The sequence below is a fragment of the Prochlorococcus marinus str. MIT 9211 genome (assembly GCF_000018585.1).
Lineage (GTDB): Bacteria > Cyanobacteriota > Cyanobacteriia > PCC-6307 > Cyanobiaceae > Prochlorococcus_D > Prochlorococcus_D marinus_B.
Genome location: NC_009976.1, coordinates 1082699 through 1101835 on the forward strand (window position 1 = coordinate 1082699; position 19137 = coordinate 1101835).

General features: G+C 38.5%; 19 protein-coding genes and 1 pseudogene. 13 read left to right on the forward strand and 7 right to left on the reverse strand.

Going from position 1 to position 19137, the window contains the following annotated elements; translation table 11 throughout:
• Position 1 precedes the first annotated feature (1 nt).
• Positions 2–316 carry a hypothetical protein gene (locus tag P9211_RS09515; protein WP_012195756.1) on the forward strand — a complete coding sequence of 105 codons (315 nt, stop codon included), beginning with the start codon at positions 2–4 and terminating at the stop codon, positions 314–316.
• A gap of 53 nt (positions 317–369) precedes the next feature.
• Here P9211_RS09515 and P9211_RS09595 read toward each other — a convergent pair whose 3' ends face one another.
• Positions 370–555 (reverse strand): hypothetical protein, encoded by a 186-nt coding sequence (locus tag P9211_RS09595; protein WP_012195757.1) that lies wholly within the window; start codon positions 553–555, stop codon positions 370–372.
• Positions 556–810: 255 nt separating this feature from the next.
• On the opposite strand from P9211_RS09595, the pseudogene P9211_RS10065 reads away from it, so the two are divergent.
• From P9211_RS10065 to P9211_RS05850, 3 genes and pseudogenes are all read left to right on the forward strand, one after another.
• Positions 811–1242: pseudogene (locus P9211_RS10065) on the forward strand (ATP-binding cassette domain-containing protein); the annotation flags it as partial.
• Positions 1243–1413: 171 nt separating this feature from the next.
• On the forward strand, positions 1414–2676 hold the full coding sequence (locus P9211_RS05845; protein WP_430270481.1) for an ABC-F family ATP-binding cassette domain-containing protein: 1263 nt from the start codon (positions 1414–1416) through the stop codon (positions 2674–2676).
• A 153-nt stretch (positions 2677–2829) separates the two neighbouring features.
• Complete coding sequence (locus P9211_RS05850; RefSeq protein ID WP_012195759.1) at positions 2830–3018, forward strand: hypothetical protein; 189 nt, start codon at positions 2830–2832, stop codon at positions 3016–3018.
• 270 nt (positions 3019–3288) lie between these two features.
• Here the strand turns inward: P9211_RS05850 and P9211_RS05855 are convergent, their stop codons facing one another.
• Entirely contained in the window at positions 3289–3846 is a 558-nt protein-coding gene (locus tag P9211_RS05855) for a YSC84-related protein (protein ID WP_012195760.1), read from the reverse strand.
• Between the two features lie 807 nt (positions 3847–4653).
• Between P9211_RS05855 and P9211_RS05865 the strand changes: the two genes are divergently transcribed.
• From P9211_RS05865 to psbN, 3 genes are all read left to right on the forward strand, one after another.
• Positions 4654–4836 carry a PspC domain-containing protein gene (locus P9211_RS05865; protein ID WP_012195762.1) on the forward strand — a complete coding sequence of 61 codons (183 nt, stop codon included), beginning with the start codon at positions 4654–4656 and terminating at the stop codon, positions 4834–4836.
• Between the two features lie 221 nt (positions 4837–5057).
• Positions 5058–5192: a hypothetical protein gene (locus tag P9211_RS09970; protein ID WP_263969730.1), complete on the forward strand. Its 135-nt coding sequence runs from the start codon at positions 5058–5060 to the stop codon at positions 5190–5192.
• A gap of 99 nt (positions 5193–5291) precedes the next feature.
• The gene (gene psbN, locus P9211_RS05875) at positions 5292–5480 is read left to right on the forward strand and encodes a photosystem II reaction center protein PsbN (RefSeq protein ID WP_041391152.1); all 189 of its coding nucleotides are present in this window, start codon (positions 5292–5294) and stop codon (positions 5478–5480) included.
• A gap of 341 nt (positions 5481–5821) precedes the next feature.
• On the opposite strand, the gene ychF is transcribed toward psbN, so the two are convergent.
• Positions 5822–6913 (reverse strand): redox-regulated ATPase YchF, encoded by a 1092-nt coding sequence (ychF, locus tag P9211_RS05880; RefSeq protein ID WP_041391558.1) that lies wholly within the window; start codon positions 6911–6913, stop codon positions 5822–5824.
• Positions 6914–7073: 160 nt separating this feature from the next.
• Between ychF and P9211_RS05885 the strand changes: the two genes are divergently transcribed.
• The 5 genes from P9211_RS05885 (at position 7074) to P9211_RS05905 (ending at position 14364) form a co-directional block, all read left to right on the forward strand.
• Positions 7074–8144 (forward strand): efflux RND transporter periplasmic adaptor subunit, encoded by a 1071-nt coding sequence (locus tag P9211_RS05885; RefSeq protein WP_012195765.1) that lies wholly within the window; start codon positions 7074–7076, stop codon positions 8142–8144.
• Positions 8145–8177: 33 nt separating this feature from the next.
• Positions 8178–11135 (forward strand): DNA polymerase I, encoded by a 2958-nt coding sequence (gene polA, locus P9211_RS05890; RefSeq protein WP_012195766.1) that lies wholly within the window; start codon positions 8178–8180, stop codon positions 11133–11135.
• Positions 11132–12682 (forward strand): cysteine--tRNA ligase, encoded by a 1551-nt coding sequence (cysS, locus tag P9211_RS05895; RefSeq protein ID WP_012195767.1) that lies wholly within the window; start codon positions 11132–11134, stop codon positions 12680–12682. Before polA ends, cysS begins: the two co-directional genes overlap by 4 nt.
• An 87-nt stretch (positions 12683–12769) precedes the next feature.
• Positions 12770–14023: a 1-deoxy-D-xylulose-5-phosphate reductoisomerase gene (locus P9211_RS05900; RefSeq protein ID WP_162465535.1), complete on the forward strand. Its 1254-nt coding sequence runs from the start codon at positions 12770–12772 to the stop codon at positions 14021–14023.
• Positions 14020–14364, forward strand: a complete 345-nt coding sequence (locus tag P9211_RS05905) for a (2Fe-2S) ferredoxin domain-containing protein (RefSeq protein ID WP_012195769.1) — start codon at positions 14020–14022, stop codon at positions 14362–14364. The genes P9211_RS05900 and P9211_RS05905 overlap by 4 nt, the downstream gene beginning before the upstream one ends.
• Before the next feature lie 6 nt (positions 14365–14370).
• On the opposite strand, the gene P9211_RS05910 is transcribed toward P9211_RS05905, so the two are convergent.
• The 4 genes from P9211_RS05910 to P9211_RS05925 are packed head-to-tail and all read right to left on the reverse strand — an operon-like array spanning position 14371 to position 18354.
• Complete coding sequence (locus P9211_RS05910; RefSeq protein ID WP_012195770.1) at positions 14371–15465, reverse strand: YheT family hydrolase; 1095 nt, start codon at positions 15463–15465, stop codon at positions 14371–14373.
• An 8-nt stretch (positions 15466–15473) separates the two neighbouring features.
• Positions 15474–16907: an NAD(P)(+) transhydrogenase (Re/Si-specific) subunit beta gene (locus P9211_RS05915; protein WP_012195771.1), complete on the reverse strand. Its 1434-nt coding sequence runs from the start codon at positions 16905–16907 to the stop codon at positions 15474–15476.
• Between the two features lie 11 nt (positions 16908–16918).
• Complete coding sequence (locus P9211_RS05920; protein ID WP_012195772.1) at positions 16919–17212, reverse strand: NAD(P) transhydrogenase subunit alpha; 294 nt, start codon at positions 17210–17212, stop codon at positions 16919–16921.
• Positions 17212–18354 (reverse strand): Re/Si-specific NAD(P)(+) transhydrogenase subunit alpha, encoded by a 1143-nt coding sequence (locus tag P9211_RS05925; RefSeq protein ID WP_041391560.1) that lies wholly within the window; start codon positions 18352–18354, stop codon positions 17212–17214. Before P9211_RS05925 ends, P9211_RS05920 begins: the two co-directional genes overlap by 1 nt.
• Before the next feature lie 132 nt (positions 18355–18486).
• Between P9211_RS05925 and P9211_RS05930 the strand changes: the two genes are divergently transcribed.
• A complete protein-coding gene (locus P9211_RS05930) occupies positions 18487–19065 on the forward strand; it encodes a hypothetical protein (RefSeq protein WP_012195774.1) in 579 nt (192 codons plus the stop codon).
• Positions 19066–19137: the final 72 nt, after the last annotated feature.

Sequence of the window (19137 nt, forward strand, 5' to 3'; positions counted from 1 at the left end):
TATGAGAACAAAAATGTCTCCAAGAAGAGCACTTGCTACTGCAACACTGATGGCAATTTTCCCAACAGGGGTTTTTGTTATCGGATCAAATAAATATTCAGCTTATAATTGCAATCAAATCTCAACCAAGCTTGAAATCTCTTCCAAAGAAAAAAAAAGTTTTGAGCTCGAATGCAATGAATCGCTTAAGAAGTCTCAATGGCTAGCCTTTTATTATGTCTTGTTCACATCAATTCTTGTAAATTGGCCTGTCATACGTTGGCTGGATGATAGGCAATGGTACAGAGAGTGGATCAGGGAAGAAGATAATAGCTAAACACAAAATAAGACAGTCCCAATATTGTTGATTTCTATTATCCGAAAGTTTCTCTACACATTTTTTTTCAAGACCCACCGATATAGATAGAATACAGCTACTCCTGTTAAGGCATAAGGGAGTAGATCATGAAGGGCTAAAAGCAATATATAAAACAATAGTCCCCAAACAAGACTCTTCTTAAGCAGAAGTTGATTCTCTTCGCTAAGACCATTCCACGTTTTAAGCAAGGATTCCATTTGTGTTCAAACTTATATGCTTTCATACTTGCAGCTTTGGACCCATTTGCAATATCTAACACCACAAAATAGACCTAAGATGTCTTGGTTTAATTGTCATGTCTTAAGTGAGAGCTGCGGAGGAGCTTTAGACTGGTAAACAATACTGATTCATTTGGAGCCTATTGATCAAATGAGCAATGTTATATGACTTTAATAAGCCTTATTAATGCCTCTAAAGACTTTGGTATTCGGAGTCTTTTTACAAATCTGGACCTTCACATAAGCCAAAAAGAAAGACTTGGTTTGATTGGCCCAAATGGAGCTGGAAAGTCTACTCTTTTAAAGATACTTGCTGGTATTGAGCCTCTCCTAGAGGGTGAAAGACTTTGCTCACCGTCATTAAAAATCTCACTAGTTGGGCAAGAAAACAAACTAAATAAAGACAAGACAATTCTGGAAGCCGTTCTTGAAGGCTGCGGAGAAAAGCGAGATTTATTGATTCGCTTCAATAAACTTACAAGTGCGGTTGCAAAAAATCCCCAACAAAAAAACTTACTAGCTCAACTGGGACATACAAGCGAGCTAATGGATACAGCCAACGCATGGAATCTCGAACAACAATGCAAAGAAATTCTCAGAAGGCTCGGGATTCATGACCTAGGAATACCAATAGGAGAGTTATCTGGTGGTTATCAAAAACGAATAGCGCTTGCCTCCGCATTAGTAGCCAATCCTGATGTATTACTTTTAGATGAGCCAACAAATCACTTGGATGCTTCAGCAGTTGAGTGGCTTCAAAGTTGGCTAGATACTTATAAAGGCGCCCTTGTGCTTGTAACTCACGATCGATACGTGCTTGACAAGGTTACGAAAAGAATGATTGAAGTTAATAGTGGAATAGCCAGGAAATACTCAGGAAACTATACAAATTATCTTCAGCAAAAAGTTCAGGAGGAGTACTCTGAAGCAGCTAGCAAGAAAAAATTTCAAGGTATTTTAAGGAAAGAATTATCTTGGTTAAGACAAGGGCCAAAAGCAAGAAGTACAAAGCAAAAGGCTCGCCTTCAAAGGATTGCTGATATGCAAGCAAAGCCTATTAATCAACCGAAGCAAACTTTAGAAATACATTCGCTCAGCAAAAGGATAGGGAAAATAGCAATCGAAACAGAAGCTCTTCGATTAACAATTGATGGGAAAGAGAAGAGCCCAGTTCTTTTTGATGAATTTACTTATAGTTTTAGCCCAGAAGATAGAGTGGGTATTATTGGACCAAACGGAAGTGGAAAGTCGACTCTTTTAGACCTAATAGATGGGAGAAGGACTCCAAATGGAGGATTAATTCGATTAGGCGAAACGGTTAAAATTGGTTACCTTGACCAGCACACCAATGATTTAAATACTGGTAAAGGCTTGCAAAGAAAGGTTATTGATTTTATTGAAGAAGCTGCAATTAGAATAAATACAGGGAAACAACAAATCACTGCATCCCAATTACTAGAAAGATTTCTTTTTTCTCCTGAGCAACAACATAGTCCCCTCAACAAGCTTTCAGGAGGAGAGAAGAGGAGACTTAGCCTATGCAGATTGCTTATTCAAGCTCCAAATATATTACTTTTAGATGAGCCAACTAATGATTTAGATATAAATACATTGAGTGTACTGGAAGATTTCATTGAAGATTTCAAAGGCTGTGTTGTTATTGTTTCACACGACCGTTATTTTTTAGATCGTACAGTCGATATAATATTCAACTTTGAGTCTGGGAAGTTAAGAAGATATCAAGGGAATTACAGTTATTTCCTAGAGAAAAAAAATGCACAAAATACTAATGAAAAGAAGAAAGTTAATAGCATTAAAAAAGTTGGTAAAAACTCAAACATTGCTATAAAGAATACTAGCCAAGAAAAGAATGATTATGAGAGAAACAAACCAAGGAGGCTTACCTTTAAAGAATCAAGAGAGCTTAAAGAATTAAACGAAGAATTACCTAAACTAGAAGAGATAAAGTCTTTATTAGAATCTAAGATTGCAAGTGGGGCAGGAGATATCATTAAGAATAGTTTAGAGCTTGCTCAAATAATTGAGAGTCTTGAGAAGGCAGAGACCAGATGGATTGAGCTCAGTGAGCTTAACGAATAAGAAAGACTGTGATTGATTGAAAAATCAATTTTCTCTATATCCATAACAAGAATTCACACATTAGATATATAGATAGTTTGCTTTAGCTAAGTTATATATTAATAAGCCCTTAACCCTATTATCTGAAAAGCTATTTCCATCTATTATTTAGAAATGGGATCTTTTTCTAAGGCTCTTGATTTAAATGGAGCAAATACGACTACTTCAATTGTCTTGACGACAATGGTCATATTTCTTGTAGTTCTTGTCGCTGGACTGTCTTTGACATTTATTAGGCAGCTTAATTCCGTTAAAAAAAGTCAGCCGCTGAAATCTATAGACAAAAGACCTAAAGGGTTTTAAAGGTAGTCAAAAATAAGACATGTAGCTACCTAAAGAATTCTCTAAACTTAACCTGGCAAATCATCTGCCAAAGTTTTCACTGGATTGCTATGGAGGAGACAACTGTATTTGCAAGTTTAATAATAAGCCATCGATAATTTATTTTACTTGAATTTCAATAGATCAAAAGCTGCACACTATTGAGACGAAATTGGGAGAAGGAGTTGATGACTATCATCAACCTATTTCAATGGCACAAAGTAGGAGTCAAATCATAAGTAATGATGTTAATCATTTATAAGGTGAAAAATTAAACTTTTGGCCGCCAATACTTGCCTCGTACATCAATCCTCCCTTTGACAAAGTCAAAACTCCGACACCATCACTATATGCCGCTTCTGTTGCTGCACCTTCAGTTATCAGTGCAGCACTTGCTGATGCGCCAAATTCGAACTTCCCTTGAGTGAATCTATCTGTATCACTTTTATTCTTAAAGAAAATAATTTGGCTGAAAGCTTGCCCCCCTAGCTGAAAGCCTACTGAGACTTGTGTCATAGACGTTGATCCAATTGCCTTACATTTTTGAAAGACTTCCCCATCCCCGCGAGCTCCACCAATTCCAATGCCACCTTTTACAACATTTGGGAAGACAGCATATGCATTGGATTGTTTAAAGTAGTTCTTTAACCTTGGCACCTCTTTAAACTTCTCAAGAGCAATCAGGCTTCTTTTAGTGGCGCCTTCTTCAGATATACATTGCCTCAGTGCTGATTGAGCATCATTTTGCAAAGCACCACTTAGTCCAACAATAGATATCAATAAGATAGATCTTAAATCAAGTCTTCTCATTTAGAATCTTTAAAAAAACCATCTCCTAATATTAATACCTAAACGTTCAATACACACTACATAAAACCTAGCCTTTGCCCTTAGTTTGATAACATCTTGGAGCGTTAAACAAAATAAAGCCTCTTAGGTAAAACCCTCATAATATGTATGCATGCATCAATAAGTTCGATGGGAGAAGCTAAAAGGAGAAAAGAGCAGGGCCTTCCACCCAAGGAAAAGAAAAGAGAGAAGATTGAAGAAAAGTCAAATTTACTAAGCAAGTTTTTCAAAAGTCCTAGATTTGGCTTATATCTTGGAGCGGTTTTTATTATTTACTTAATTTACGACGCAATCCGCTTCTACACGCATGGCTAATTTAGAGGTCATAAGTGTCTCTTAAGAGCATGGGTCTTGATCGATCATATTTTTTGACACTTTTCATCAGCCTACAAAGCACAAGAATAGTTATGGTTAATTTAGTCGACAGAACCCTTTTCCCATGCAGCAAAACTTCTAACCGCCTTCACTTTCTATCTGAACAATCTGATTATCTAGAATAGGTTGACTTTGTAGGGAAATCTCTTCTATCTCTTCCTCTAGAGATTGCTTTGGATAACTACACCCTGTTATTACTATTGCCAGAAAAATATTGGACCAGTTGAAGTAAGGAGTGTTTCATAACATCCAGAAAAGAAATTTATTAGATATGTCTGCAATCATCATAAATAAAACTAATATTTAAGGTTAGAGCGGCTAAGACCCAACTTCAAAAATTGAAGCAGACTTCTAAGTATATAGTAAATTTAGAACTAACTTAAGCAATTAATTATGGCAGGCCTTCAATTAGCAAAGGAAGACAAAATTATTTTTGGGGTTTGCAAAGGTCTTGAAAATTCTAGAAGAGGCTCTGCATTCCTTTGGCGAATTATTTTTATAGTTTCAACGTGCACATTAGGTTTCCCATTCTTGATTTATATAGGCTTAGCCTTATTCCTACCAAAATCAAAATAAAAGTAATCTTTAAACATTAAACAAGAACTCCATTGCATCAGGCTATGACTAGCGTTTGACCGTCTAAAAAGTGGCTAGACCAAACACGAAAAAAGTTAGACTAAATTCTCAATGGTTAGACAAGCTTTAAGACGGAATTAAGACAGGTTGGTATAGCACTGAGAACCATGAATTCTTTTAAAATTTCTCCTTGAACTGAGTTGAGTCTCCATAATTGAGATATGAAACGCTTACTACTTCCCCTACTCGCTGCTCTTGCATTACCTACTGCTTTGTTGAGTATTGGAATCCCTGCGATTGGCATGGATACAAACCTTAGCTTGAATCAATTAAAACATTTAGAACGAACATACTGACATCTTTAAAGAGAAGATTGATCACCAAAAAAGTAAAAGATTTATTTGAAGAATATCAAATAATGATTAATGATGATTAAACCTTAATCTATTAACCTCTTGGAATCATCTAGCTTTCACCCTACACCTTATCTAATGATAGGAATTATTTTATTTTTCTTATTTGGTTCAGTAGCATATGGAATGTACAACTCATTTGGTCCTGGCGCCAAAGGATTGACAGATAGTATTGATGAACATGCACGTATGCATGAATTAGGCATTGCTCATACTCATGGAGACAACTAAAGTTTAATGTCTTATTTAAATGATTCTTACTTAAAGCAAATGGCTGAATCGGCTATTTTCTTCAATTCAGACTACAGCTTAATGGCATTCATCCTTATATTAACTACTGCATTTTTACTAGGATTCTCTTTTATAATAATATTCCTGAGTCTAAACAGGAATAGTTTTGTGCACCTAAAAGATTAGGAATCTGTCAAAAATAAATCAATTAATCATCGAAAATCATTCAAAAGACGTTTTAATCAATTAAAAGTATTTGATATGATCAAGTTTCTGACTATTTGCAAGAGGATAATTATAATAAAAGGATAGTCAAATGAACTGTGCAAGAAGGGATCTGCCTATACATTAAACAAGAATTCCATTACGTCACCCTCTTCTACGACATAGTCCTTACCTTCACTTCTTAACCAGCCTTTGCTCTTTGCTTCAACGAAAGAACCTGCTTCCAACAGCTTTCTATATCCAATAGTTTGCGCCCTAATAAATCCTCTTTCAAAGTCAGTATGTATTACTCCTGCAGCCTGAGGTGCTGTCATTCCTTGCTTAATAGTCCAAGCTCTGCTTTCCTTTTCTCCAGTGGTGAAGTATGTTTGCAATCCCAAAAGATCATAAGAAGTTCTTATAAGGCTTTGTAGTCCACCTTCTTTAACGCCTAGATCATTTAAGTAATCTAATCTCTCTTGTTCTCCTAAATCAATTAGTTCTGATTCAACTTGTGCTGAAATTTTCACATTCTGAGAGCCTTGAGAGACCGCAAAATCATTGACTTTAGTTGAGTAAGCATTCCCTATAGCTATATCATCTTCGGTTAAATTACTAGCGTAAATAATAGGTTTGGATGTAAGTAGACCTAAAGGTTTAACCAAAATCCTTTCTTCATCTTGTAAATCTACCTCTCTAGCTGCACCACCCTGTTGAAGTGTCAGATTGATTCTTTCTAAAGCTGCATATTCAAGTTGAGCGTCCTTATTAATTCTGATCTGTTTCTGTAGTCTCTCTTTTCGTTTCTCTATTTGAGCAAGATCAGACAAGCCAAGCTCTAAATTGATTATTTCAATGTCTCTAATAGGGTCTACTGAACCAGAGACATGGATAACATTCTCATCTTCAAAGCACCGAACCACATGAACTATCGCATCTACCTCTCTTATGTTTGCAAGGAATTTGTTCCCTAAACCTTCTCCCTGACTAGCACCTTCAACAAGTCCTGCAATATCAACAAACTCAATTCTTGCAGAGATTATCTCCTTACTAGAACTAAGCGCTGCAAGTAAGTTAAGCCTTTCATCAGGAACTGCAACTGTCCCAATATTTGGTTCAATAGTACAGAATGGGAAGTTAGCTGCTTGAGCCTGAGCATTCGCTACCAAGGCATTAAATAAAGTTGATTTCCCAACGTTTGGCAGGCCAATGATTCCAACTTTCAGCATAAGAAAAGCTCTTGAGCGATATGCAAACACTAATTTGATTAAAATAAACCCTCTTGGGAGGCTTAACCAACAAAATATGATTAAGGCCATCTCTTCTAATCAAAAACGATTTTATTAATTGCCCACAAATAAACCATCATTCCTTAACTCTCTCAGACAAATGGTCGGTGCCACTTTCAAACAGAAAAAGTTAATTAGTCTCTTTTCTTTTCTTTTAGTACTAATAGGGGGTGGAGTTGTATGGAAAATTGGACCTGGCAAGGGAAATGCCAGAGATATCACAAGCTATACAATGAATGCGGAGAAAGGTAAACTCCCTTCTATTATTAGTGCAAGCGGCGAATTACAAGCTGAGAAAACTATTAACGTGAACCCTCATCGACAAGGGCTTATTCAAGAGGTTTATGTAGAGGAAGGAGACCCAGTTGCGAGGAACCAATTAATTGCAAAAATCAGTGACAGAGATTTTCCATTTCGCCTAAGTGAGCTAAGAGCTGAGTTTGAAAATAAACAGTCTGCATTTAAACGTCGAAAACAACTTTTTGATGAAGGGGCAATAAGTGCAGAAAAATACAGCGAGTATAAAAAAGATTTTCTAACAAGCAAGGCTCGCCTTGAACAAATACAAGTTGAAGGAGAAGAACTATTGATTCGAGCCCCCTTCAAGGGAATGGTAACAGCAAGATATGTAGAACCAGGTTCTTTTGTTTCCCCTAATTCAAGGTCATCAACAAATCAAGGCTCACCTAAAACTTCTGTTGTTGAGATCTCACAAGGCCTTCAAGTGATTGCAAAAGTTCCTGAGAGTGAGATAGGTCGTATTCAAAAAGAACAAAAGGCAAGTGTTCGTGTAGAAGCTTTCCCTGATGAGAGATTTGAATCAATTGTCAATAACATTGCTCCTAGAGCTGTAAGAAGCAATAACGTAACTTCCTTTGAAGTGAAATTGTCATTAATTAGTCCACCCCCCAAATTAAGAATTGGGATGACTGCTGATGTTGAATTTCAAGCAGGTAAAGCTGAAATGGAAACACTAGTTCCTACAGTTGCAATCGTTACAAGAGAAGGACAACCTGGTCTCTTGATAGTTGGTGAAAACAACACACCTTTATTCCAAAAAGTAGAGCTTGGCTCTAGTAGTGGAAGTAAAACAGCAATACTTAAAGGAGTAAGTCCAGGCGATCCAATCTTTATCGATCTCCCACCATGGGCAAAAGGGAAAAGGGACTAATCATATCTCTACCAAATTACTAATTTAAACTCAATGACTAGTGAACAGAAAAAACCAACTTTACTTCTTGTTGATGGGCATTCACTGGCTTTTAGAAGTTTTTATGCATTTAGCAAAGGAGGTGAAGGTGGTCTTGCAACGAAAGAAGGCCTACCGACAAGTGTTACTTATGGTTTTCTCAAAAGCCTGCTAGATAACTGTAGAGCAATTAGTCCTCAGGGAATAACAATTGCATTTGATACTCCCGAGCCAACATTTCGGCACAAAACTGATCCAAATTATAAAGCGAATAGAGATATTGCTCCTCCAATATTCTTCCAAGATTTAGAACAGCTACAAATAATCCTTGAGAAGGATCTCAACCTCTCAATATGTACTGCTCCTGGATATGAAGCTGATGATGTACTTGGGACATTAGCGAACAAAGCAGCTGACAATGGTTGGATAGTCCGTATTCTTTCTGGAGACAGAGATCTCTTTCAATTAGTAGATGATGAACGAAATATAGCTATAATGTATATGGGTGGTGGCCCTTATGGTAAGAGTGGCAACCCTACTCTAATAAATGAAGCTGGTGTCAAGACAAAGCTTGGTATCGTACCAACAAAAGTCATAGACTTTAAAGCTCTAACTGGAGATAGTTCAGATAATATTCCTGGTGTCAAAGGCGTGGGACCAAAAACAGCAATCAATCTTCTAAATGAGAATAAGGATCTTGATGGTGTATTTGCCTCCTTAGAACTATTAGAATCACAAGGAGAGAAAGCTTACAAAGGAGCAATCAAAGGTGCTTTAAAAGCAAAGCTTAAGCAAGGCAAAGACAATGCCTATCTTTCACGCCATCTTGCAGAGATTCTAGTAGAGGTACCTATTGAGCCTCTACCATCTTTTAAATTAAGTGAAATCAACAGAGAAAATCTAGAAAACTCTCTTCAAAAGCTTGAATTAAATAGCCTAGTTCGACAAATGCCAGCTTTTGTTGCCACATTCTCACCTGGTGGTTTTAGTGCCCACAAAAAAACTATTAATACAAAAAGCTCAAATACCTCAAGCAAAAACCAACAAAATAGAGAAAATTTGCCAGACGAGAAAGAAGGCATACCAACTATTATGCCTCAAATTATCAGCAATAATTCTGAACTTTCTGTCCTTATAGAGAACCTATTGCAACTTGACGACCCTATACAGCCTGTCGCCATTGATACAGAGACTACAAGTTTAAATCCATTTCAATCTGAATTAGTGGGAATAGGTCTTTGCTGGGGGGAAAGACCCGAACAAATCGCATATATTCCTTTAGGTCACATAACTGAAGACCTATTTGAAGACCAGTCAAGTAATCTACAGCTACCATTAATAGATGTAATAAAAGGATTATCTCCTTGGCTTGGCAGTTCAGAGCACCCAAAAGTACTTCAAAACGCCAAGTATGACCGATTAATATTTCTCCAGTATGGGATCCCTTTAGAAGGCGTAATAATGGACACACTGCTGGCTGATTACCTTTGTGATGTAACTCATAGGCATAGCCTCGAGGCAATGGCAAAAAGAGAATTTGGGTTTACGCCAACAAACTTTAATGAAATTGTTGGCAAAGACGAAACCTTCAAGAATGTAAGCATCAGTACAGCAAGCCTCTACTGTGGCATGGATGTATATCTAACAAGAAAACTCTATTTTCTGAAGAAATCCAATCTAGAAGAAATGGGTCAAAAGCTAATCGAACTTCTCGAAAAAGTAGAGCAGCCTCTTGAACCAATACTTGCAGATATGGAGGCTAGAGGTATCCGGATTGATATTCCTTATTTAAAAGAGCTGTCAATTGAGTTAAACAAAGCACTTAAAAACATAGAAAAAAGCGCCTACAAAATTGCAAAAACTGATTTCAACCTGAGCTCTCCGAAGCAATTAGGGGAAGTACTATTTGAGCAATTAGGCCTTGACAAGAAAAAGTCTAGGCGCACAAAAACTGGTTGGAGTACAGATGCCAATGTGTTAGAGAGGCTTCAAGGCGATAACCCTATTGTTCCTTTAGTTATAGAACATAGAACACTTAGCAAGTTACTTAGTACATATGTAGAAGCCCTGCCTCAACTAGTTGAGGCACAAACTGGAAGAGTACATACTGATTTCAATCAAGCAGTTACTGCAACAGGAAGGTTGAGTAGCAGTAATCCAAACTTACAAAATATCCCTATCCGCACTGAATTTAGTCGTCGTATCCGCAAAGCTTTTCTGCCTAGAGAAGGCTGGCAATTATTAAGCGCTGACTATTCACAAATAGAGCTTAGGATTCTTGCACACCTTTCGGGAGAAGCCTCCCTTCAAGAGGCCTATAGGAATGGAGATGATGTTCATGCATTAACGGCAAAAATCTTACTAGATAAAGAATCAATTACTTCTAATGAGAGGCGTCTAGGGAAAACAATCAACTTTGGAGTAATTTATGGGATGGGTGTTCAACGTTTTGCTCGTTCAACAGGAGTATCGCAATCAGAAGCTAAAGACTTCTTGAACCGATACAAAGAGAGATATACAAATGTTTTTTCATATTTAGAGCTTCAAGAGAGACTGGCTTTAAGTAAAGGCTTTGTAGAAACCATACTTGGCAGAAGACGTCACTTTCATTTTGATAAGAATGGCTTGGGTCGCCTACTAGGGAAAAACCCCTTAGAAATAGATCTAAAGCTGGCTCGTAGAGCTGGAATGGAAGCTCAACAACTTCGAGCTGCAGCTAATGCACCAATCCAGGGCTCTAGCGCAGATATTATTAAAGTGGCCATGGTTAAGCTCGACAAAGAATTAAAAAATGAAGGATTGCCAGCCAACTTACTTTTACAGGTACATGATGAGTTGGTTCTAGAGGTAGATCCAACAGCAACTGAACAAGTTAAGGCTTTAGTAATTCATACAATGGAAAAGGCTGTTTTGCTTAATGTTCCACTAGTTGTAGAAGCATCCGTAGGCAAGAATTGGATGGATGCAAAATGAAAAAACAACCAATAGTAGACACCTCTGATAAGAAGCCCAATGTTCAAGTGGCATTTAAATTAACCAACACTCTTACTCAACAGACTGAAGTTTTCAATCCACTAAAACCTAATCATGTAACCATCTATTGTTGTGGAGTTACTGTCTATGACTTATGTCACCTTGGCCATGCCCGTAGTTATATATCTTGGGATGTCCTGAGACGATACTTTATCTGGCAAGGATATAAAGTCACTTTTGTCCAAAACTTTACGGATATCGATGACAAAATAATTTCTCGAGCAGCTAAAGAGAACTCCACCATGAATGAAGTGAGCGAGCGTAATATCAAAGAGTTTCATAAAGATATGGATTCACTAGGAATTTTGCGCCCAGATCGAATGCCCAGGGCGACAAAGTGCATAGATGGAATTCGTTCAATGATTCAAGATTTAGAAGCTAAAGGCGCAGCTTATTCAACAGAAGGAGATGTCTATTTTGCTGTAATGAGACATCCAAATTATGGAAAACTAAGTGGTAGAGATCTATCAGCGCAACAACTAAATGCTGAGGGTCGTGTAACAGAAAAGGAAAAAGCTCGCAAGCAACATCCTTTTGATTTTGCTCTATGGAAGAGCGCAAAAGACGGAGAACCAAGCTTCTCTTCCCCCTGGGGGAGCGGTAGGCCTGGCTGGCATATTGAATGCTCCGCAATGGTTCTTCAAGAGCTTGGTGAAACAATCGATATTCATCTCGGAGGAGCAGATCTTGTTTTCCCTCATCATGAAAATGAAATAGCGCAATCAGAAGCTGCTACTGGTAAAAAGCTAGCAAATTATTGGCTCCATAACGGCATGGTAAATGTCGGAGGGCAAAAAATGAGTAAATCCCTTGGCAATTTCACAACAATAAGAAGTCTTTTAGAGGAAGGCGTCTCAGCAATGACACTGAGGTTTTTTATTCTGCAAGCCCACTATCGCAAACCACTGGATTTCACATTAGAAGGACTTGAGGCTGCTTCATCAGGGTGGAAAGGACTTAATACTGCTATCTGTCTAGGCGAAGTCAACAAAAACATTCTTCAATGGCCCAAGCATCCAGTCAATAAAACAACAGAGACAAACTCTACGCCTACTGAGGCTAGAGAGGAGTTAGATCATTTACGTCAACGTTTTATAGATGTTATGAATGATGACCTCAATACTTCAGCGGCCATGGCTGTACTATTTGAGCTGGCACGACCTTTAAAGTCTATAGCAAATGAAATCGAACGTAACCCTTACAAGCAAATCCCTGATATCAAAGCAAAAAAATTATACGCAAGGTGGCTTACTCTCGTTGAACTTGCGAATGTTCTTGGCCTTCAAGGAGAAATGAAACAAGAGAACTTGTCAAGAAACTCATCAATACCTAATAAAAGTGTAATTGAAGAAGCAATTAAACAACGCAGTGCGGCCAAACGAGTACGCAATTATGAGAAAGCGGATCAAATAAGGGATGACCTAAAAAAACAGGGAATAGAGTTAATTGACAAATCTGAAGGTGTTACTGATTGGATTCGAATTTAATTTTTTTGTCATTCCCTCTCAGATAATGAATTTTTTGCTTTAGATCAAACCATAGAATGAGAGACTATATGCAGTTGTCTGGGCAATGTGAAAGCTATCAGCGTGCTGGGCTCCACTGGTTCTATTGGTACCCAAACTCTTCAGATAGCCGAAGAATTTCCGGAGCAATTCAAAGTTGTTTCTCTAACAGCAGGTCGCAACCTAACCCTGTTAATAGAGCAAATAAAAAAACACAGTCCTGAAGTAGTCGCTCTTGCAGAAGAATGTCTTGTCCAAGAGCTTCAAGAAAGACTAGATAATATAAATCCCTCAGAAAAACCCAAAAAATTCCCGAAATTGTTTGGAGGTCCCGAAGGTCTAAACATTGCGGCTTCTTGGGACCACTCTGACCTTGTCGTCACTGGAATAGTTGGCTGTGCAGGTCTTTTACCAACGCTAGCCGCAATAAAAGCCGGTAAAGATATTGCGCTAGCCAATAAAGAAACTCTTATCGCAGCAGGGCCAGTTGTATTGCCAGAATTAAAGAAAAGTGGAAGTAGGCTATTACCAGCTGATTCCGAACATTCAGCAATATTCCAATGCCTCCAAGGCACACCTTGGGCCGAGAATGCACGTCTCTCAACAGGGGTACCAACACCTGGGTTAAGAAATATTCAACTCACTGCATCTGGAGGTGCTTTTAGAGACTGGTCAATCGATGAGCTGAGAAATGCATCTGTTAAAGATGCAACAAGTCATCCCAACTGGAGCATGGGGAAAAAGATTACTGTCGATTCAGCAACTCTTATGAATAAGGGGCTAGAAGTTATAGAAGCTCATTATTTATTTGGTCTCAATTACAACCACATAGAGATTGTCATTCATCCACAAAGCATTATTCATTCAATGATTGAATTGGGAGATTCATCTGTTTTAGCCCAAATGGGTTGGCCAGATATGAAGCTTCCAATTCTCTATGCAATGAGCTGGCCAAATAGAATAGAAACTCCTTGGAAAAGGCTAAGTCTTCCTGAAATAGGGAGTCTAACCTTCAAATCACCAGACACTGCTAAGTATCCATGTATGGAACTTGCCTATTCTGCTGGAAGATCAGGAGGTACGATGCCCGCCGTTCTCAATGCAGCGAATGAAGAAGCTGTAGCACAATTCTTAAAAGAAAAAATTCATTTCCTAAGCATTCCAAAAATAATTGAGAGTGTTTGCGAACAACATAAAAATGACTTAAATCAGAATCCTAAGCTTAATGATGTAATTGCCGTGGACGAATGGGCTCGAAGAGTAGTTAGAGAAAACGTACTAACTAATGCTAATAGATATTCCATGGCTAACACTGCAGAATGAATCTGCAAATCAGCCATCATCTTTTATTATGTGCATCACCTAAGAATGCATTATGTTGTAAACCGGAGAATGGAATCAATAGTTGGAAAAGACTTAAAAAAATCTTAAAAGATTTAAACCTAGAGGATCCTCAACGTCCAGAAGGAATTGTATTACGAAGCAAAGTGGATTGTCTAAGAGTTTGCAAGGAAGGTCCCATTCTTTTAATTTGGCCAGATGGAATTTGGTATGAGAAAGTAACTCCAGATTTGATTGAGCAAATAATTAATCAACACGTAATTGGTGGGATCCCAATACAAGAATTTATATGCAAACAAACGCCTTTACAGAAATACTTATGAGCACATCTAACTCGCTAGCTTGATAAGCCAGCGCTTTACAACTTCATCACTCCAACAACCATTTACTCCATGAAATCCATTATGCCCCCCTCTAGAGGAAAGGCATATATCTACTTTAAAAGGTGGTTTGTAAGATCCCATCTTTTCTGACAACTTCCTAAGCGCTGCTGAAGGAACCCATGGATCATCCAAAGATTGAACAAACAGTGTATTAGGCAAATCATAAGGATCCCCAAGGAGTTTCTTTAATGGAGAGGCTTTCTCGTAGTACTCATCAACATCCTTATACCCCCATCGTGGGGCTGTGATAGCAGAGTCAAATAATCGAATAGATGAGACTTTTAATAAGCTCGAATTATTTCTGCCAATTAAAGCATCTCGTTCAGCATCAATGAGTCCAAAGGGGTCTGCAATAGTTTGTTTAACCAGACGCCGCAAAAGCCAATTCTGATAAAAGCGATTACGCGGTCGTTCTATAGCAGCACTACACTCCACTAAATCTAAAGGGCTACTAATACAGGCTAAGCCGTCTAAAACTGCCTGGTTTTGGAAGATTGAATGATGAGCTAATCCAGAGTAGGCATTCAATAAAATTGTTCCTCCAAGTGATATGCCCACTCCAAAAAGTGGTAGTGATTCTGGCTTACAGTTCTCTGTGAGTGCTAGCGAGCGACAAATTTCCCTAGCTTTAACTAACACAGGCTTTAAGTCACTGTCACATTTTGCTGAATATGTGCCCGGTGCAAATTTTCTTCCAGGATCAGCGCCTCTAAGATTCAACCTCAAGACAGCAAAGCCTGCTTTCAAAAAATTTAAAGCCATGCGTCTTAGACCACTACGTCTACTGGAGCCTCCTAAGCCGTGAAGAATTAAAATCACCCCACGAATCTCAAGAGACTTATGTGGTCGGTTCAGGAAAGCAATTAGATGCCCAGCGCCTCTCTCTTTATTAGGCATTGAAGGTATTTCTATTTGAATAATTTCTCCTGTTGCAGGAAGCAGCTGATCTCTGATAAAAGTATCTCTAAGTGTTTGTAGATCTCCCCCTAGCCAAGGGAACTTCTCTTGGAAAGGATCTATTCCAAGTTCTTTAAGCAACACTAATTCATTCAACCTTTACTACCAATACCCAACTCCTTCAATTCCACTAAAAGGTCACCTAGTACTTTTTTTGCATCACCAAAAACCATAGACGTATTAGTTAACTCAAACAAATCATTTTTAATACCTGAATAGCCTGCACTCATACCTCTTTTCACAACAAATACTGTTCTGGCATCTTGGACATCAAGAACTGGCATCCCATATAAAGGAGAACTTGGATTATTTTTAGCCTGTGGATTAACTACATCATTTGCACCAAGAACAAGAACAACATCAGTAGCAGGAAACTCGGGATTGATAACATCCATTTCCTTCAACTGTTCATATGGGACATCAGCTTCTGCTAGAAGAACATTCATATGACCTGGCATTCGACCTGCAACAGGATGAATTGCATAAGTAACATTAATCCCATTAGCTTCCAACGATCGAGTAACTTCCCTAAGAGTATGTTGAGCCTGAGCGACTGCTAATCCATAACCTGGAACAATTACAACTCTTTCAGCAGCTTCTAGTGTTAAAGCACATTCCTCAACACTGCAACTTGTAATATTTGTATATTCCCCTGCCGTTCCTTCACCAGAAGATGTATCGACGCCAATAGCACCTCCAAAAAGCACAGATATCAGAGATCTATTCATTCCATTGCACATAACTTGAGTCAGTATTAACCCTGCCGCTCCTACCATTGCACCAGCAACTATTAGAAGCTGACTACGAACAACAAAACCTGCTGCTGCTGCTGCTACGCCGGAGTAGCTATTAAGCAACGAAATAACTACAGGCATATCAGCACCACCAATAGGCAATGTGACTCCTATCCCAAGCAAACTAGAACTAATAACAAGTAGAAAAAGCCCTCTGTCGCCACCAATTGAGATTTCAAAGAAAGCTATTAAAGCTAGAACAAACAAAGCAATATTGACAATATGACGAATCTTGCTTTGCATCCATGGTGGAGTCGAAAGCCATCCCTGTAGCTTCGCCATTGCAATTATTGATCCTGTAAAGGTAATCGCCCCTACAAAAACAGAGATCCCAATAGAGATTTTTTCAACCAATCCATTTTCAAGTTGTGCTGTTGTATTGGAAAAAAGGGCAACTGCCAAAGCAACAAGCAAAGAAGACATTCCTCCGCAGCCATTAAACAATGCCACTGTTTCTGGCATGGCAGTCATTGGGACCCTTTTTGCAGTAATTGCTCCTAAGCATGCTCCTATCACTGAGCCAAAGACTATCCAAAGCCATGCAGTAAGAGATATACCAATATCTCCAAGAGAATTGACCAACACCCCAAATACGGCAAGGGTCATTGCTACAGCAGCAAGACGATTAGCTTCTCGCGCAGATCTAACTTTAGAAAGTCCCTTGATCCCTAAAGCCAAAAAGAGAACAGCTAATAGGTCGATAGAGTATTTAAGAATTTCGGTAAACGTCATCAAAACTTCTCCTATTTACGAGGTGATTTACGACTAAACATTGCAAGCATCCTGTCTGTTACAAGGAATCCACCAACTACGTTGAACAGTGCGAACCCTAAGGAAACAGCACCCATAACCAATAAAGGAATATTGTTACCAGCTTTAATTATCAAGGTTAAAGCTGCGAGCATTGTGATCCCTGATATCGCATTAGCTCCACTCATTAAAGGCGTATGCAAAGTAGGAGGCACTTTCCCAATCAACTCCAATCCAAGAAGACTTCCAAGAAGAAGTACCCATAGAGCTTCACTTAAGAAAGACATTAGTTTGTACCTCCTGCATTAAAAACATTTTCATGTCGAATAACACCATTTTCGCTAATTAAAGAGCCATCAATCATTTCATCATTTGTATCAAGAATAAATTCTCCATCTTTAACCAATGGACTAATTAAAGACAGCAAATTCCTTGAATACAAAACACTTGCATGATTAGGAACGCTACATGGCAAATCTGAAGCACCTATAAGTCGAACACCTTTCCTAACAATTGTTTCTCCAGGTTTTGTTCCAAAACAATTTCCTCCCTGAGAAACTGCAAGATCTATAACAACTGAACCTGGTCTCATTTGATCCAGCATTTCTTCATTCAACAATCTTGGTGCTTTTTTACCAGGAACTTGAGCTGTACAAATTGCAACATCTGCCTCTGACAATTGTTCCATTAATTGCTTGCGCTGAGCAGCAAGGAACAATTCGGAAGCTTGACGTGCATACCCCCCAGCTTCATTAGGCTTTTCCTCTAATTCAGGTGGGTTAATAAACCTTGCTCCCAAAGATTCAACCTGCTCCTTCACAGCAGGACGAATATCACTTACATAAACGACTGCTCCAAGCCTTTTCGCAGTAGCAATTGCTTGAAGTCCAGCAACACCAGCTCCCAAAATAACAACTTTCGCAGGCTGGACAGTTCCAGCTGCAGTCATAAGCATTGGGAAATATCTATCTAAAGCACTAGCAGCAAGGAGGGTCGCTTTATATCCAGCAATATTTGCCTGAGAAGATAAAGCATCTGAAGATTGCGCTCTACTAATTCTTGGTAATAGTTCTAAAGCCAAAGCCGAAAGTTGATTTGACTTTAATGAAGCCTCTAAAGAAGAATTGCCATAAGGAGCTAGTAACCCCACCAATAAAGTGCCTTTGCTCAACTTTGATAAAAGTGCCTGTTGTGGAGAATTAACACAAAGGACTGCATCAACCTGCCTCAATAAATTTGAATCTTCTGCAGCAAAAACTTCTGCTCCAGCCTTTATGTAATCTTCTTTTATAAAGCCCGCCAAGAGTCCTGCACCTTCCTGTACATGAACATGACATCCGAGTCCTAGAAACTTCTTGATTGTTTCAGGCGTTGCAGCAACTCGGGTTTCACCCGGCAACGATTCACGGGGAATTAAAAGTCTTGGCAAAGTCAAAAAGCTTTTTCATATTGAGATTAAGACCGAAAAGGTCCTAAGACCAGGACTTTCTTAAAAAAAAGGTTTTCCTTCCGATGGTTTTTAGCTAAGAAGAAAATAGGATCCTAAATAATCAGTACGAAAATGGGCCTTACTGCAATTGAATGTCCCGATGGTGTATGCCATAGCCACCATGGTGGACATGCTGTTCCTCGAACGGCAATGCAAAAAAATCTTCAAAGTCATGGGAAAGAATGGTGCGAAAGACTTGCCGAAAGAATCTATGAGATGTCTGTAGACACTTTCTCTCAAACAGTTATGCCAAGCCTTCATTCTTCTGGATGGCAAAGGAGGCATCTTGATTGGGAATTTAAATTGTCAGATCAAGGCTCAGAACCTGATGAAGCTCTTGTAGAAGGAATTATTAATGCCACAGAAAGTTTCTTGCGCAGTAGCGAAGTTCACCGACTATTCATTCAAGAACTAGTTCAAGGAACATTTGCAGAGGCCACCGACGACAAACTTCGCTCTAAAGCAGTTCACTCTCTAATAGAGAATGAAGTCATGGCAATGCTTGAAGAAAAGAAAGAAGAGCTTTTAGATCGATTAGCAGAAAATCTTTTAGAAGAGGCAAATGGAGACTTTGAATTAGCAAGAAAATCTGCGCATGAAGGGATAAATGAAGTTGAGAAATTGCTACTAAACCACACTGAGGCTGTATAAAAAAAATTGTTTTAGGGCTAAATCTGCGGATTAGATTTAATTAAAAAAACATTAAATACAAAACCTGATAAA